This window comes from Curvibacter sp. EU05-FHT14A10 (genome assembly GCF_058791075.1).
On record NZ_JBYTDE010000006.1, the window covers coordinates 186,981 to 200,848 of the forward strand.

Annotated in this window: 13 protein-coding genes; 6 read left to right on the forward strand and 7 right to left on the reverse strand. The window is 65.3% G+C overall.

The window, feature by feature from the left end; genetic code table 11:
• Positions 1–81: 81 nt before the first annotated feature.
• Genes AC3WUT_RS13610 through iaaH form a run of 5 tightly spaced genes read right to left on the reverse strand, consistent with a single transcriptional unit; the run spans position 82 to position 5,924 of the window.
• Positions 82–768 (reverse strand): ATP-binding cassette domain-containing protein, encoded by a 687-nt coding sequence (locus tag AC3WUT_RS13610; protein WP_492347604.1) that lies wholly within the window; start codon positions 766–768, stop codon positions 82–84.
• On the reverse strand, positions 765–2,495 hold the full coding sequence (locus tag AC3WUT_RS13615; protein WP_492347605.1) for a branched-chain amino acid ABC transporter ATP-binding protein/permease: 1,731 nt from the start codon (positions 2,493–2,495) through the stop codon (positions 765–767). The genes AC3WUT_RS13610 and AC3WUT_RS13615 overlap by 4 nt, the downstream gene beginning before the upstream one ends.
• Entirely contained in the window at positions 2,473–3,327 is an 855-nt protein-coding gene (locus tag AC3WUT_RS13620; RefSeq protein WP_492347606.1) for a branched-chain amino acid ABC transporter permease, read from the reverse strand. The genes AC3WUT_RS13615 and AC3WUT_RS13620 overlap by 23 nt, the downstream gene beginning before the upstream one ends.
• 3 nt (positions 3,328–3,330) lie before the next feature.
• Positions 3,331–4,482 carry a substrate-binding domain-containing protein gene (locus AC3WUT_RS13625; protein ID WP_492347607.1) on the reverse strand — a complete coding sequence of 384 codons (1,152 nt, stop codon included), beginning with the start codon at positions 4,480–4,482 and terminating at the stop codon, positions 3,331–3,333.
• A 17-nt stretch (positions 4,483–4,499) separates the two neighbouring features.
• Entirely contained in the window at positions 4,500–5,924 is a 1,425-nt protein-coding gene (iaaH, locus tag AC3WUT_RS13630; protein WP_492347608.1) for an indoleacetamide hydrolase, read from the reverse strand.
• 181 nt (positions 5,925–6,105) lie between these two features.
• Here iaaH and AC3WUT_RS13635 point away from each other — a divergent pair, with 181 nt between their 5' ends.
• Positions 6,106–7,014 carry a helix-turn-helix transcriptional regulator gene (locus AC3WUT_RS13635; RefSeq protein ID WP_492347609.1) on the forward strand — a complete coding sequence of 303 codons (909 nt, stop codon included), beginning with the start codon at positions 6,106–6,108 and terminating at the stop codon, positions 7,012–7,014.
• Here the strand turns inward: AC3WUT_RS13635 and lysA are convergent.
• The gene (gene lysA, locus AC3WUT_RS13640; RefSeq protein WP_492347610.1) at positions 6,962–8,206 is read right to left on the reverse strand and encodes a diaminopimelate decarboxylase; all 1,245 of its coding nucleotides are present in this window, start codon (positions 8,204–8,206) and stop codon (positions 6,962–6,964) included. The genes AC3WUT_RS13635 and lysA overlap by 53 nt on opposite strands.
• Positions 8,207–8,338: 132 nt before the next feature.
• Here lysA and AC3WUT_RS13645 point away from each other — a divergent pair, with 132 nt between their 5' ends.
• The 4 genes from AC3WUT_RS13645 to AC3WUT_RS13660 all read left to right on the forward strand — a co-directional run bounded on the left by AC3WUT_RS13645 (position 8,339) and on the right by AC3WUT_RS13660 (position 11,753).
• A complete protein-coding gene (locus AC3WUT_RS13645; RefSeq protein WP_492347611.1) occupies positions 8,339–9,319 on the forward strand; it encodes a LysR family transcriptional regulator in 981 nt (326 codons plus the stop codon).
• A gap of 162 nt (positions 9,320–9,481) precedes the next feature.
• Positions 9,482–10,366 (forward strand): pirin family protein, encoded by an 885-nt coding sequence (locus tag AC3WUT_RS13650; protein WP_492347612.1) that lies wholly within the window; start codon positions 9,482–9,484, stop codon positions 10,364–10,366.
• Positions 10,367–10,411: 45 nt separating this feature from the next.
• A complete protein-coding gene (locus tag AC3WUT_RS13655; RefSeq protein ID WP_492347613.1) occupies positions 10,412–10,825 on the forward strand; it encodes an OsmC family protein in 414 nt (137 codons plus the stop codon).
• A gap of 28 nt (positions 10,826–10,853) precedes the next feature.
• Positions 10,854–11,753, forward strand: a complete 900-nt coding sequence (locus tag AC3WUT_RS13660; protein WP_492347614.1) for a LysR family transcriptional regulator — start codon at positions 10,854–10,856, stop codon at positions 11,751–11,753.
• 55 nt (positions 11,754–11,808) lie between these two features.
• Here AC3WUT_RS13660 and AC3WUT_RS13665 read toward each other — a convergent pair whose 3' ends face one another.
• The gene (locus AC3WUT_RS13665) at positions 11,809–12,753 is read right to left on the reverse strand and encodes a DMT family transporter (protein ID WP_492347615.1); all 945 of its coding nucleotides are present in this window, start codon (positions 12,751–12,753) and stop codon (positions 11,809–11,811) included.
• A gap of 86 nt (positions 12,754–12,839) precedes the next feature.
• On the opposite strand from AC3WUT_RS13665, the gene AC3WUT_RS13670 reads away from it, so the two are divergent.
• A complete protein-coding gene (locus AC3WUT_RS13670) occupies positions 12,840–13,706 on the forward strand; it encodes a LysR family transcriptional regulator (RefSeq protein WP_492347616.1) in 867 nt (288 codons plus the stop codon).
• Positions 13,707–13,868: the final 162 nt, after the last annotated feature.

Sequence of the window (13,868 nt, forward strand, 5' to 3'; positions counted from 1 at the left end):
AGTTGCAGAAAGCTCGGGATCTTTCCAAGCTTGTGTGTCAACTTGACGGCAGGCCAGGGACATCGGCCTGCTGGACCCGCGCTAGACCACCATGTGCCGCTCGATCCGCTCGCGGCCCAGCTCGCCCAAGGCCCCCTGAAGCACCTGTTCGCCGTGGTCCAGCACGATGACATCGTCCGCACAGGCCGATACGAATTCCAGGTTCTGCTCGACGATGATGAAGCTGGCCCCTGTGCTTTTGCGCTGCCGTATCAAGTGGGCCATGCGGTCGATGTTTTCGGGCTGTACCCCTTCAGTGGGCTCGTCCAGCAGGGCCAGCTTGGGGCGCAGGCCCAGGGTGCGGGTGAAGGCCAGCAGCTTGCGTTCTCCGCCGCTCAAAGAGCCCGAGCGCTGGCTCCGCCGCCGGGCCAGCAAGGGGAATTGCTCGAACAGCTCGGTGTAGCGGTCGGCATCACGGGCGTCGAGGTGCAGCCACAGGTTCTCGGCCACGCTCAGCTCGGCGAACACCACATTGTCCTGCGGCGTGTAGGCCATGCCCAGCGCTACCCGGGTGTGCAGTGCGCTGCCGGTGATGTCGCGACCACCCCAGATCAACTGCCCCTGGGCCAGGGGCAACAGGCCCGCCAAGCCCTTCAGCAGGGTGCTTTTGCCGACCCCGTTGCGCCCCACGATGGCCAGTGCCCGGCCAGCTTGGACCTGGCCCGATACGCCCCTGACGACCAGGGTGTCGCCATAGCCGCAGACGATGTTGGAGAATGTCAGGCTCATTTTCGGCCTCCGGCGTAGATGGCCCGAACCACCGGGCTGGCCTGGATTTGCGCCAGCGACCCTTGCTCCAGCAGGCGGCCTTGGTGCAGGACATAAACCTCACCGCCCAGCGCGTCAACGGCCGACATGTCGTGTTCGATCAGCAAGGCTGCCGCCCCGATGCGTAGCACCAGCGACTGGATGGCCTGGATCATGTGGTGGGTCTCTGCTGGCGATAGCCCGGCGCAAGGCTCGTCGAGCAACACAAGGCCGGGCTCGGGCAGGAGGGTCATCGCCAACTCCAGGGCCTGCCGATGCCCTTGTGCCAAGTTGCCGGCCGGGTTGTCCAGGCGTTCGCTCAATGCTTGGAATTGGCCCAGGATGTCGGTCAGCAAGGGGGTCTGCCAGCCCAGGGTGGCCAGGCGCAGCAGGTCTGAGCCGTGGGCTCGCCCGGCCCAAAGCGCCAGCCCCAGGTTTTCTCGCACGCTCAGCGCCGGGAAGACAGAGGGCACCTGCATCTTTCGGCCTATGCCCTGGCGGGCCACCCGCCAGGCGGGCTGGCCGCCGATGTCGTGGCCGTTCAGCCTGATGCTGCCGCCCAGCAGCGGCAGTCGCCCTGTGATGAGGTTGAACATCGAGGTCTTGCCCGCGCCATTCGGGCCGATGATGCAGCGTATGCCCGGGCCCTGAAGCCCGAGCGACAAGCCGTCCAGGATGCGCACGCCCGACTGGCCTGTTTGGACCTCGGCCAGGGCCAGCGAGGCTGTTGGGGCATAAGGGCGCTGTACGGGCTTGGCCTGCCCGGCATTGGCGCGCCGTGGCGCCTGGCCCCGGCGCATCAAACCGGCCACCCCGTCTGGCAAAAACAGCACGACCCCGATGAACAGCGTGGCCACGGCGGCCTCCCAGTACGGGAATTGCTCCCGCAGTTCGGCCGAAGCGTATCCGACGATGGTGGCGCCCAGCAGAGGGCCGAGCGCACTGGCCTTGCCCCCGACAGCCGCCCAGATGACCAGTTCGGTCGACAGCACAAAGCTCATGGCCTGGGGGGTCACGATGCCCTGGTGCGCGGCAAACAGGGCACCCGCCAGTGAGGTCAGCAGGGCCGAACCAGCGAAGGCCAGGGCCTTGATGCGGTCGGTGGCGTAGCCCAGCAGTTGCAGCCGGTCCTCGTTCTGGGCGATGGCCTCCCAGACAACCCCGATGGGGCGTGCCACCAGCAAGGACAGCGCCAGCGTGGACCCCACCGCGCAAGCCGCAATCACCCAGTAAAGCGTCTCGTAGCGCGAGGTGCCCGGAAGCTCCGGAATGTCGGCCATGCCGTTGAAGCCGCCCGTCAGGCCGCTCCATTGCTGAGCCGCCAGAAAGCCCAGCATGGTGAGGGCCAGTGTGATCAGCGAAAAGTAAGGCCCGCTGCGGGTGCTGCGCGCAAACACCACACGTGCGATCAGATAGGCCAGCAGCGCAGGCGCCGCGATGGCCAGCGGCAGCAGCAGGTACCACAGGGCCCCGTTGCTCGCCGCCCGCAGCACCCCGCCACTCAGGTAGGCCCCCAGGCCGAAGAACAGCGCATGCCCCAGCGACAGAAAGCCAAGGCGGCCCCAACACAGCGCCACGCCCTGGGCGGCCATGCCGTAGACCAGGAACAGGGCGATTTGATAGGCGGTGAAGTCATTGCTGGCCCAGGGCAGGCCTGCCAACACGGCTGCGAGAGCAGCCGCCGGTTTAGCGTCGCGAAAAAAGGCCATCGGGTTTCAACCACAAAAAAACAATGGAGAGCATGAGCACGACCGCGTAACCGCTGGTTTGGCCCGCCATGCTGCTGGTGATGGCCTGAGCGCCACCGATGATGCCAACCCCGCCGAACAGGCCTCCCAGCGTGCCCATGCCGCCCACCACCAACACGAAGAATGCATCCAGCAGGTAGTCGACCCCGATCCCTGGCTCAATGCGGATCAGTGGGGCCAGCAGCACGCCCGACAGGCCGGCCAGCACCACGCCAATCACGAACGCTTGGGAGGCCAGGCGCCGGGTCGGGATGCCCAAGGCCTGGGCCAGGATCGGGTTGGCGGTCATCGCTCGCACACGCAGGCCAGCCGCACTTTGCCGATACCAGGCGAACAGACCCGCCATCACGGCCAGCGTGAAGGCGATCAGCGCCAGTCGGTACACGGGGTAGGGCGACCCCAGAACCAGAGTGGGCTGCGTCAACGCCGATTCGACGTTGCGGTAGCCACGGCCGAAGATCGCTTCGACCAGCTTGCGCAGCAGCATGGCCAGCGCCCAGGTGGCCAGCAGCGTGTCGAAGGGCCGAGCGTAAAGCGGTTGGATCAGCCAGCGCTCCACCGCGTAGCCGAGCCCGCCACAAACCACCACGGCCAGCGGCACTGCGGTGATCAATGGCAGCCCCCACTGTTGCACCGCGACTGCGGCGTAAGCGCCCATCATCACGAACTCGCCGTGGGCCATGTTCATCACCCCCAGCAAGCCGAAGACAATGGCCAGGCCCAGCGTGGTGAGGGCCAGCGTGGCCAATTCATAGGCCAGGTTCAAAACATGCAAGACCGTGCCGCTGTCCATGCGTCACACCTTGCAGCTTTGGCCAGCGCCGACCTTGGCAAAGGTCTTGAGCACCCGAAAGCCCTTGTCGGTGACATCGGCCACGTGAATGTCTTGCTCGGCATGGCGGTTTTGCAGCGTCACCGTGCCTCGGGGGCCGCTGTAGGTGTTGCCCTCCGTCATGGCGTCCATCTTGGCAACATCCAGGCTGCCCGCCTTTTTGGCCAGGGCTTCCAGCATCAGGAAGCCTTCGTAGGTGGATTCGGCCAGCCCGTTCAGCGTGGGCGCATTGGCACCCAGGCGCTTGGCATAGGCGGCGGCAAAGGCTTTGGCCGCCGGCGTGTCCAGGTTGGCAAAGTAGCCCGAGCTGGCATACAGGTTACGGGCGTTGCCCAAGCCGATGCCCGCCAGGGTGTTTTCTTCGATCAGGGTGCCCAGGCGCAAGGCCTTGTCGGCCAGGCCAAGGCTGGCGAAGGCCTTGTTGAAGGTGACCGACGAGCCCCCCACCAGCGAGACCAATACCGCATCGGCACCGCTGTCGCGGATGCGGGCCAGGCTGGCGTCAAAGTTGTCCACGGTGAAGGGCAGGTACTCGTCACCCACCACCTTGGCGCCGGTCTTCTCGATGTAGCCCTTGGCGGCTGCGTTGGTGTTGCGGCCCCAGACATAGTCGTTGCCAATCAGGTACCACTTGGTGGGCTTGCGCTCTGTGGCCAGCCAGGGGATGACGCGCTCCAGCTGCTGCTGGGGTGTTTCGCCTGTCACGTAGGTGCCTCGGGCGCATTCGCCGCCTTCATACACCGGCGTGTAGACATAAGGCACCTGTCCTTTGAACAGGCCGACCAGCGCACCGCGCACCGCGCTGTCGTGCATGCCGATGAAGGCTTCGGCCCGCTGGCCTTTCCACAGCTTCAAGGCGGTTTGCGCCGACTCGGCCGGTGCCAGCCCGGCGTCCCCAAAAAGCAGTTCAAGCGGACGCCCGAGAAGGCCCCCACGGGCATTCAACGCGGCCGCCGCCATCTCGGCGCAGGCTTTGGATGAGGGGCCGAACAGGCCGGCCGGCCCGCTTTGCGGAATCAGCACCGCCACCTTCAGGGGGTTGGTCGCGAAGGCCGATGTGGCGATGCCGGCCGCGGTGGCGGCCAAGGTGTGGTGCAGGAATGAACGACGGTCCATGGCGGTTTCCTTTGGGTTCAGGCGGGGATGGGGGTTTGAGGTGCAGGCGGCAGGGCTGCCTGTACGACCTCGGCGATGGCGAGCAACTGCTGGTCGGATCCGATGGGGCCGTCCAGCGCTAGGCCCACGGGCAGCCCGTTGGACAAGCCTGCCGGCAGCGAGATGCCGGGCAGAGAAGCCGTGCTGCCGGGGTCCGTCTGCCGGATGAAGGCGCTGAACGTGGGGATCTGCACACCATTGATGTCGACTGTCTCGTCTTCGCCAATGCGTGCGGCTGTGCGCGCTGTGGTCGGGAAGGCCAAGGCCTGCACCCGGTGGGTTTCGAAGGCCCGGGCGTAGAGGGCCTGCAATTCGGCCCGTGCCGTTAGCGCAGCCTGGTAGGCTGCTGGCGCAATGTCACCGCCGCTCAACAGCGGGCCGACGATTTGGCGCACATCAGGGCTGCCGACCTGGGCGATCAGTTCTTCGAGAGGCACGCCCCGATTTCGCTGTTGCAGATAAGCACGCATGTCGCGCACAAACTCATACAGCACGATGGGGAAGCTGGCCGCAGCACACAGTTCGGTCAGGCACGGCAGTTCGACCTCGACCCATTCAACACCGGCATTGCTCAGTGTGTTCAGGGCGCTTTCGCAGCTCGCTTGGACCCCGGGTTCCAGGTCGCGCCAGAACGGTGCGCGTGGCAGGCCGATGCGAAGGCCCTTCAGGTTTTGCAGATTTTTCAGGCCGATCGGTGTCGGGGTGACCGGCGCGCCGGTCAGAACGGCATCGATCAGAGCGCAATCTGCCACGGTCGCGGCCAGTGGGCCGGCGGTGTCCCGCGTGGTCGAGATCGGGGCAATGCCCCCATTCGCGTAACGCCCCACCGTGGGGCGGAACCCGGTCACCCCGCACAAGGCGGCAGGGATCCGGATCGAACCGCCGGTGTCGGTGCCCAGCGCCGCCCGTATCTGGTGGGCGCCGACGGCGGCGCCCGAGCCGCCACTGCTGCCCCCAGGGCTGCGGGTGCGGTCCCAAGGGTTGCGCACAGCGCCTGTGACCGCGTTGTGGCTGGTGATCCCCATGGCCAGCTCGTGCATGCCCAGTTTGCCCGCGATGACCGCACCAGCGGCCTTCAGCCGCGTCACGACCTCGGCGTCGGCCTGGGGCGCCTGGCCCGCCAGGGCCGCCGTGCCGGCGCCACAGGGGAAGCCCGTGGCCTCGATGTTGTCTTTCAGGGCCATCGGGATGCCCAGCAGGGGCAGGCGCTCTCCGGCCGCAAGGCGCCGGTCGGCTTCACGGGCCGCATCGCGCAGGGCCTGGGGGTTGAAACTCGACCAGGCGTTCAGTTCCTGGTCGGCCGTGACCCTGGCGATGCAGATATCGACGAGCTCTGCGCTGCTCACCGTCTGGGCATCCAGCTGCCGTCGCTGTTCATGGAGGGGAAGGTCAAATGCGTGCATGGGGTCATCCATCCGTGGTGATGGGCTCCAATTTACGAAGCGGCTTTCCGGTCTTGACCTATAGGAATCGTTAGGGGCCCCCTCCTGTGGATCGGAAAAGCCAGGGTCTGACCGGAGGGCAAAGCTGCACGACCGTCCGTAGCATCAAGCTCCCGCGCATGAACTTTGCTTGGATCCCCGCATGCACCTTTCCACCGTCCAGACCCGCGCGCTCGCCGACCTCATGAAGCTGATCGCCGATGCGACCGATGCTGATGAGCTTCGTGAACGCATGGCGCTGCCCATGCTGGATCTGCTGGGGGCCGACACCTACGTGTCGATGGTCTGGGATGGCGGGCGCCAGCGCTTCGAGCGCGTGACGGCACTCAATATGTCCGAGGACAACCTGCGCTCCTGGGATGCGCACTTCCGGTTCGTCGACCCTCTTACCTTCCCCATGATGCAGCGCCGCAAGCCGACGGTCGCCACCCAGGTCATGTGCCAGACCGATCTGTCCCGCACCGAGTTCTTCAATGATTTTTTGCTGCGCGACCGGATGTATTGGGGGGTCAATGCCTACTTTTACGATCAGGACCAATGCGTGGGCGATGTGCGCATCTGGCGTCACCGTGAGCGCGGCAACTTCGACACCAGCGAGCTGAGCATCCTGCGCATGGTGGAGCCCGCCATCACCGCGGCCCTGAGTCGCCTGGGCCTCAAAGACCAGTCCTTGGCGCCAGACGACGGCGAATGCGCCGAGGCCACGCTGCAGCGCGAGGGGCGCTTGAGCCGGCGTGAAGCCCAGGTGGCCTGGCTCGTCAGTTGCGGGTGCCCAGACAAGGAGATCCAGCACCGGCTCGGGCTGGAGTATCCGACCGTCCGCTTCCATCTGGGCAATGCCTTCAAGAAACTGCGGGTCGCCAACCGCACGGCCCTGGTGGGCCGGGTGCGCTCGCTGCTGGCGCATCAGCCAGTGGGGGCTGCTGCCATTGAGGGCTTGGCTGAGCCGGTGGCCAGCGTGGGACCAGGGGTGCGTTTGGGCGCTCAGGCTGCTGGCGTTACCAACCCAATTCCAGCGCCAACAACTCATCCACTGTCTGGCGGCGTCTGATCAGGCGGGGCTCTGCGCCATTGACAAGCACTTCGGCAATCAGCGGGCGGGTGTTGTAGTTGGATGACATGGATGCGCCATAGGCCCCGGTGTCGTGTATCACCAGCAGGTCACCCACCTCCGCCGCCGGCAGGTCACGAGGCAATACGGCGCCGCCATCGCCCTGGGTGAACACGTCGCCCGACTCGCACAGCGGGCCCGCCACCACCGTGGGCTGGCTGGGGCCCTGGCTGCCATCTCGGCGCAGCACGCTGATGGCATGGAAACTGCCATACATGGAGGGGCGCATCAGTTCGTTGAGCCCCATATCCACCAGCACAAAGTGATTGTTGCCCGCCTTCTTGGTGGCACACACTTCACCCAGCAGCACGCCTGATTCGGCCACCAGGAAGCGGCCGGGCTCAATTTCCAGCCCCAGCGCATGGCCGACGAGGGTCTCGGCGTGCTGACGCGCCCTGTCCCACATGCCGTAGTAATGCTGCGTGTCGATCACGGGATCGCCTTCGCGATAGGGGACGGACAGCCCACCGCCGGCCGAGATCGCACGCAGGTCATGCCCTTGGGCGTGCACCTGTCGCACCAAGTCCACCATGACGTCACATACCTTGGACAGGTGGCTGTAGTCCACGCCCGAGCCAATGTGCATGTGCAGACCCGCCAGCGTCAGACCCTGCTCACGAATGGTTTGCAGTGCCAATGTCACATCGGTGTGCCAGATGCCGTGCTTGCTGTGCTCGCCGCCTGTGTTGGTCTTGTTGCTGTGACCATGGCCAAAGCCGGGGTTGATGCGCAGCCATACCGTGTGCCCTTTGGACCGACGGCCCAACTGGTGCAGCATATCGATGGAGCCCGTGTTGACGGGAATGCCGTGCTCCACCACGCAGTCGAGTGTGGCGGCATCGAACAAGTCAGCAGTGAACACGATCTCTGACCGCTCATCGCCTGCCTGGAACCCCGCAGCCAGGGCCCGCAGAATTTCGCCGCGTGAAACCGCGTCGACCTTGACGCCTTGCTCGCGCATCAACTTCAGGATGTGGATATTGGAGCAGGCCTTTTGGGCGTACCGCACCGTGTCGAAGTTGGAAAGCTGGGCAATGCGCTGGCCGATGGTGGCGGCGTCGTACACCCAAAGCGGTGTACCGAACTGCTCGGTCAGTGACCACAACTGGGCGGGGTTAAAGAGAGTGGACATGTGGGGCTTCAAAAGGATGAGAAACACAAATAGGACGCCAAGGCGAGACACCGCTGGAATCCTGCCGAAACGGGGATATTCAGTCCAATGGAAATTTGTCCATTAATCATTCATTCTTGATATGCTTTTGACATGATCCAGCCCTCCATCAGGGACCCGCAAAGCACCCGCAGCGCCCTCATCACCCACCGGCACATCGAAGTCTTTCGCGCGGTGATGACTGCCGGCAGCGTGACCCATGCTGCCGCTTTGCTCAGCAGCTCTCAGCCCACTGTCAGCCGCGAATTGGCACGACTTGAGCACCTGCTGGCCTACCCACTGTTTGAACGCTCGCAGGGCCGCCTGCGCCCCAATGCCCGCGCTCTGGCGCTGTGGGACGAAGTGCAAATCTCATGGCGGGGGCTAGAGCGCGTCGTGGAGCGGGCGGTGGCCCTGGGGCAATCGCAGGAGGCACAGCTTTCGGTGCTGTGCCTGCCGGCCCTCGCCCATGCTTTGTTACCTGGCGCCATGGCCCGGCTGCTTCAGGCGCAGCCCCGTCTGCGTGTGTCCATCACCCCGCAAGAGTCACCGTTGCTGGAGGAATGGATGAGCGCCCAGCGCTTTGACTTGGGCCTGAGCGAGCAGCCCGGTACACCTGTGGGTGTGCAGGCCCTTCCGCTGCTGACACTGGATGAAGTGGCTGTGTTGCCAGCCGGGCATCCCCTGACTGCGCATGCGGTACTGCGTTTGCAGGACTTTGCAGGCCAGCAGTTCATCAGTCTGGCTGCCGATGACCCTTACGGCTGTCAAATAGACCAGCTTTTTTCCGAGGAGGGCGTGGTGCGCCAATTGCACCTGCAAACCCACAGTGCAGTGGCTGTGTGCGCCATGGTGCAGCAAGGTCTGGGGCTGGCCATCGTCAATCCCTTCACCGCCCTGGCCATGGCGGGGTCGGGGCTTGTGTTGCGCAGGCTGGCATTCTCCATCCCATTCAGCATCACCCTGTTGCGCCCTTTGTACCGGCCGGCCATGTCAGAAACGCAGGCCCTGGTGCAGTGCCTGCAGGCGCAGGCTCAGGAGGTGACCGCCGCGCTGCACCGATTGCTTGAGCCGTCATTCGCTGTTCCCCGCTGATCCCGCCTGAAAAGAATCCGCTGCCCAGTCTGTCTGGGTCAGTTGCGGCGCCATTGTTCCGTCTAAGCAACAAAGAGGCGCTCAAAAGGCTATTCCATAAAACTATTAGCAACAATAAAGTCTAGCCTTCGATTCAACCCGTCTAACACCGAAAGGCCCGCCATGACATCCAGCTCTGTTCAGATCACCCCGGTCACCCAATCGCGCAGCGTCGAGCAACTGGTGCGCGGCCAGGCCACCTCGGATGGCGCGGGCGTCAAGCTCAGCCGCGTGCTGACGCAGCCCTTGCAGCATCGGCTCGACCCCTTCCTGATGCTCGATGCCTTTGGCAGCGACAACCCCAACGACTACATTGCCGGCTTTCCCGACCACCCGCACCGCGGCTTCGAGACCGTCACCTACATGATTGCCGGCCGCATGCTGCACCGCGACAGCGCCGGCCATGAGGGCCTGCTGCAAAACGGCGGCGTGCAGTGGATGACGGCCGGCAAGGGCGTGATCCACTCCGAGATCCCGCAGCAGGAGGAGGGCGTGATGGAGGGCTTTCAGCTCTGGCTCAATCTGCACAGCAGCGAAAAGATGAACACCCCCTGGTACCGCGACTTCCAGGCCGCCGACCTGCCGCATTTCGTGACGCCCGCCAGCGTGGCGGTGACGGTGATCGCTGGCAGCAGCCATGGTGTGCAGGGCGCGGTGCAGCGCCCCATCACCCAGCCGCTGTACCTGGATCTGCACCTGCCCCAGGGCGCACGCTTCGATCAGGTGCTGCCACCGCAGCACAATGCCTTCGTGTACGTGTACCGGGGCGAGGTGTCGGTGGGCGGTCAGGCCGTGCCGCTGCAGCGCATGGCCATCCTGCGCAATGAGGCGCAGGCCGATGGGGTGGTCATCGAGGCCACGGCCGATGCCCGTGTGCTGCTGATCGCAGGCCAGCCCTTGAAGGAGCCCATCGTGCAGTACGGCCCCTTCGTGATGAACACCAAGGAAGAGATCTACCAGGCCCTGAACGATTTCCGCGATGGGCGCCTGGGCGAAGAAGCTGCCTGAGGCTGCGCCGCAGCCCTGATTTTCTGCATTGAACGGAGACTGACCATGACCATCGAAGCCACCCTGCAGCGCGCCAACGGCGCGCTCACCACCCTCAGCAACGGCCGCCATGTCTGGAACTCGGACATCGACAAGACCCTGGGTTCGCAGGATCGGGCCCCCGATCCGCACGACCTGCTTGATTCGGCCCTGGCCGCCTGCACCACCCTGACGCTGGAGCTTTACATTCGCCGCCGTCAGCTGGCCGTCACGGCCTTGCGGGTCACGGTGGATCATGTGGAAGACAAGGCCGACGACGGTCGTGTGCGTTACCAACTGCAGCGTCGCATCGCCATCGAGGGCACACTGACCGATGCCGAGCGCCAGCGCCTGCTCGAGATCGCCGACAAATGCCCCATCCACCGCCTGCTCAGCGGCGAGATCCACATCGAATCGGCGCTCGAAGCCACACCGGGCTGAGGCCCGCGACACACCCGCCGCAGTGCCCATGGAATCCCTCAACCCCAACGATCTGCTGATCTACGCCCGTGTGGCCGAGGCGGGCAGCTTCAGCAAGGCGGCCGAGCGCCTGGGCCTGCCCAAGTCCTCGGTGTCGCGCCGCGTCGCGCACCTGGAGGAGCAGTTGGGCGAGCGCCTGATGTCACGCTCGACCCGCCGCTCCACCTTCACCGAGTTCGGCCTGCAACTGCTCGAACATGCGCGCCAGGTGGCGGCAGAAGTCGACGCCGTCACCGCCCTCAGCGAACACCGTCAGCTGCAACCCACGGGGCGCCTGCGCGTCTCCATGCCGCCCGAAGTGGCCACCCTGATGCTGCGCGACATGCTGGCCGCCTTTGTGGCCCTGCACCCGGCGGTGACGCTGGAGCTGGACCTGTCGCCGCGCCGGGTCGACCTGGTGGGCGAAGGCTTTGACCTGGCCCTGCGCTTTGGCGAACTGCAGGACGATGCCTCGCTCACCGCGCGACGGCTGGCCACGCTGTCCATCGGTCTGTACGCCGCACCGGCCTACCTGGCCGAGCATGGTGATCCGCAATCCCCCGAAGACCTGGCGCAGCACAAGAGCGTGCTGCTGCTCAAGCGCAACCTGGAGCCCGCCCGCTGGACGCTGTTGCATGGCGACACCCGCTGGGAGGGCGCCCCCCCGAGCAGCTTTGTCGCCAATGCCCCTGGCCTGTTGCTGGAGATGGCCGTGGGCGGCTGTGGCATTGTGGCGGTGCCCGATGCCATGGCCCAGGCCCGTGTGCGCAGCGGTGAATTGCGCCGTGTGCTGAGCGCCTGGTGCCTGCCCCCCGAGCCGGCCTGGGCGGTGTTTCTGGGCCGGCGCCTGATGCCCAGCAAGACCCGGGCTTTCATAGAGATGCTGCAGGTGGCGCTGCAGCGAGATTGAGTGCTTGGGCTGCCGGGCCTCAGGGGTCGTACCGGGCCACCTTGAGTCTCCGTACTCAGTCATCCAGCGCCGGGCGCGCTGCGTGTCTGGTTTTGACAATGCTCCAAACCGAAGCCCCCATCAGGGCCATGCCTGCGAGCTGCGTGGGGCTCAAGCGGGTGCCATACAGGCCCCAATCGAAGAGCACGGCCGCCAAGGGGTAGACAAACTGCAGCACGGCAATGCGACCCAGCGGGAGCCTGGCCATGCCTGCAAAAAGCACCACGTAGGCCAGGCCCGTGTGCAACACGCCGAGGCCCGCCAGCCAGGCCCAGGTGCCGGGTTGTTGGGGCAAGCCAAAAACCCAGGGTGCCCAGACCAGTACCAGGCTGCCCACCGCGCACTGCCAGAAGGCCAGCGTCAAGGGCGCGATTCCCTGCTGGGTCTTGGCCAGCAGGGTCACGGCGGCATAGCTCAGCGAGCCTCCCAGGCACAGCAGCAGCCCGAGGGCATAGCCGCTGCGGGCTGTGTGGGAGATGGCCAGGTCGTCCAGCAAACCGGTGGTAAGGGCCAAACCGCACAGGGCCACCGGCGTCGCCATCCACTGGCCCCAGGACACCCGCTCGCGCAGAAACAACGCGCCAAACACGATGACCCAGATGGGCTGAATGTGAAACACCACAGTGGCCACTGCCATGGAAGTGCGTGGAATGGCGGCAAAGAAAAGGGCCCAGTTCAGCACCATCAGGCAGCCCATGACACAGACCACGCCCAGGCGCCTGCCCTGTAGGTGAAGGCCCTTCAGATTCCCTGTGGCTGCGCACCACAAGAACAGGGCCAGCGCACCCATCGCGCAGCGAAACCAGACGGTCACCAGCGGGTGTTGAGCCGCCTCTTGCACAAACACGCCGAGGGTGCCCAGCAAGAGGCCACCGGCCACCATGAGCCCCAGGCCGCGCTGCTCGCCGGTGGTGCGTGATGTGGATGTTGAGGCGGTGGTGAGGGCGGTCTTGCTGTGCATGGGGCGATGTTCCCGGGGCGCAAGAATTCAGTAAAGCGCATAGTTCTGACAGCTACCATGCGTTTATCGAATGAATGGCTGTCGCGATGAAACACCCGGATCTTCAAATCGATTGGTTGCGCGCCTTTGTGGCGGTGGTGGATGCCGGCTCCTTGTCGGCGGCAGCCCCCTTGCTGCACCGCTCGCAGTCGGCGGTGAGCATGCAGATCAAGAAGCTGGAGGGCGCCTTGGGCAAAGCTGTGCTGGTGCGCAGCCCGCGCCACATGGACATCACGGCGGCCGGAGCCGAGTTGCTGTCCTATGCGCACCGCATGCTGGAGTTGCAGGCCCAGACCCAGGCCGTGATGTTCGGCCCCGAGTTGGAAGGCCGCATTCGCCTGGGGGTGCCCGATGACTATGCGGCCACCTACCTGACGCCGGTGCTGCGCAGTTTTGCGGCTCGTCACCAGGGGGTGGAGATTGAGTTGACCTGCGAGCAGTCGACCTCGCTCATCCCCAAGGTGCTGCGTGGCGACCTGGACCTGGCCCTGGTCTCCCGTGACAAGCCCCAGCGCGGCAGGCTCCTGTTCCATGAGCCTTTGGTGTGGGTCGGTGCCCCCCAGTTTGAAGTCTGGCGCAAGAACCCCATGCCGATTGCCGTCTACGAATCAGGTAGCCTGGCCAGAATCGAAGCCATGTCCGCCTTGGCCGCCAGGCGCCGCGCCTATCGGGTGGTCTATCACAGCTCCAGCCTGGCCGGCCAGGTGGCCGCCGTGGAGAGCGGGCTGGCGGTGGCGGTATTGACGCGCTGCAGCGTGCCAGCCAGCTTGCAGCCGCTCCAGGGCCTGCCCAAGGGGTTTGAGCTGCCCGCCCTGGGCGGCATGGAGGTGGCGGTGTTCCGCAGCAAAAGCTCACAACGTTCGAGTGCCGTCGACGCGATGTACGAGCAATTTGTCAGCACCTTGGCCAGGTAGCCCTGGGGGCAGTGAGGTCGTTCCCGATGCCATGGCCCAGGCCCCTGTGCGCAGCGCGCATGTGCGACGTGTGCTGAACGCCTGATACCCAGCAAGACGCGCGCTTTCATTGATGTGCTGTAGGCAGCGCTGAAGATCGATGGAGGCTGGGGTGTCCGTTGG

Bases quoted from the DNA above. Each gene is read 5' to 3' on its own strand.
- AC3WUT_RS13610 (WP_492347604.1), bottom strand. From the start codon at position 768: ATGAGCCTGACATTCTCCAACATCGTCTGCGGCTATGGCGACACCCTG.
- AC3WUT_RS13615 (WP_492347605.1), bottom strand. From the start codon at position 2,495: ATGGCCTTTTTTCGCGACGCTAAACCGGCGGCTGCTCTCGCAGCCGTG.
- AC3WUT_RS13620 (WP_492347606.1), bottom strand. From the start codon at position 3,327: ATGGACAGCGGCACGGTCTTGCATGTTTTGAACCTGGCCTATGAATTG.
- AC3WUT_RS13625 (WP_492347607.1), bottom strand. From the start codon at position 4,482: ATGGACCGTCGTTCATTCCTGCACCACACCTTGGCCGCCACCGCGGCC.
- iaaH (WP_492347608.1), bottom strand. From the start codon at position 5,924: ATGCACGCATTTGACCTTCCCCTCCATGAACAGCGACGGCAGCTGGAT.
- AC3WUT_RS13635 (WP_492347609.1), top strand. From the start codon at position 6,106: ATGCACCTTTCCACCGTCCAGACCCGCGCGCTCGCCGACCTCATGAAG.
- lysA (WP_492347610.1), bottom strand. From the start codon at position 8,206: ATGTCCACTCTCTTTAACCCCGCCCAGTTGTGGTCACTGACCGAGCAG.
- AC3WUT_RS13645 (WP_492347611.1), top strand. From the start codon at position 8,339: ATGATCCAGCCCTCCATCAGGGACCCGCAAAGCACCCGCAGCGCCCTC.
- AC3WUT_RS13650 (WP_492347612.1), top strand. From the start codon at position 9,482: ATGACATCCAGCTCTGTTCAGATCACCCCGGTCACCCAATCGCGCAGC.
- AC3WUT_RS13655 (WP_492347613.1), top strand. From the start codon at position 10,412: ATGACCATCGAAGCCACCCTGCAGCGCGCCAACGGCGCGCTCACCACC.
- AC3WUT_RS13660 (WP_492347614.1), top strand. From the start codon at position 10,854: ATGGAATCCCTCAACCCCAACGATCTGCTGATCTACGCCCGTGTGGCC.
- AC3WUT_RS13665 (WP_492347615.1), bottom strand. From the start codon at position 12,753: ATGCACAGCAAGACCGCCCTCACCACCGCCTCAACATCCACATCACGC.
- AC3WUT_RS13670 (WP_492347616.1), top strand. From the start codon at position 12,840: ATGAAACACCCGGATCTTCAAATCGATTGGTTGCGCGCCTTTGTGGCG.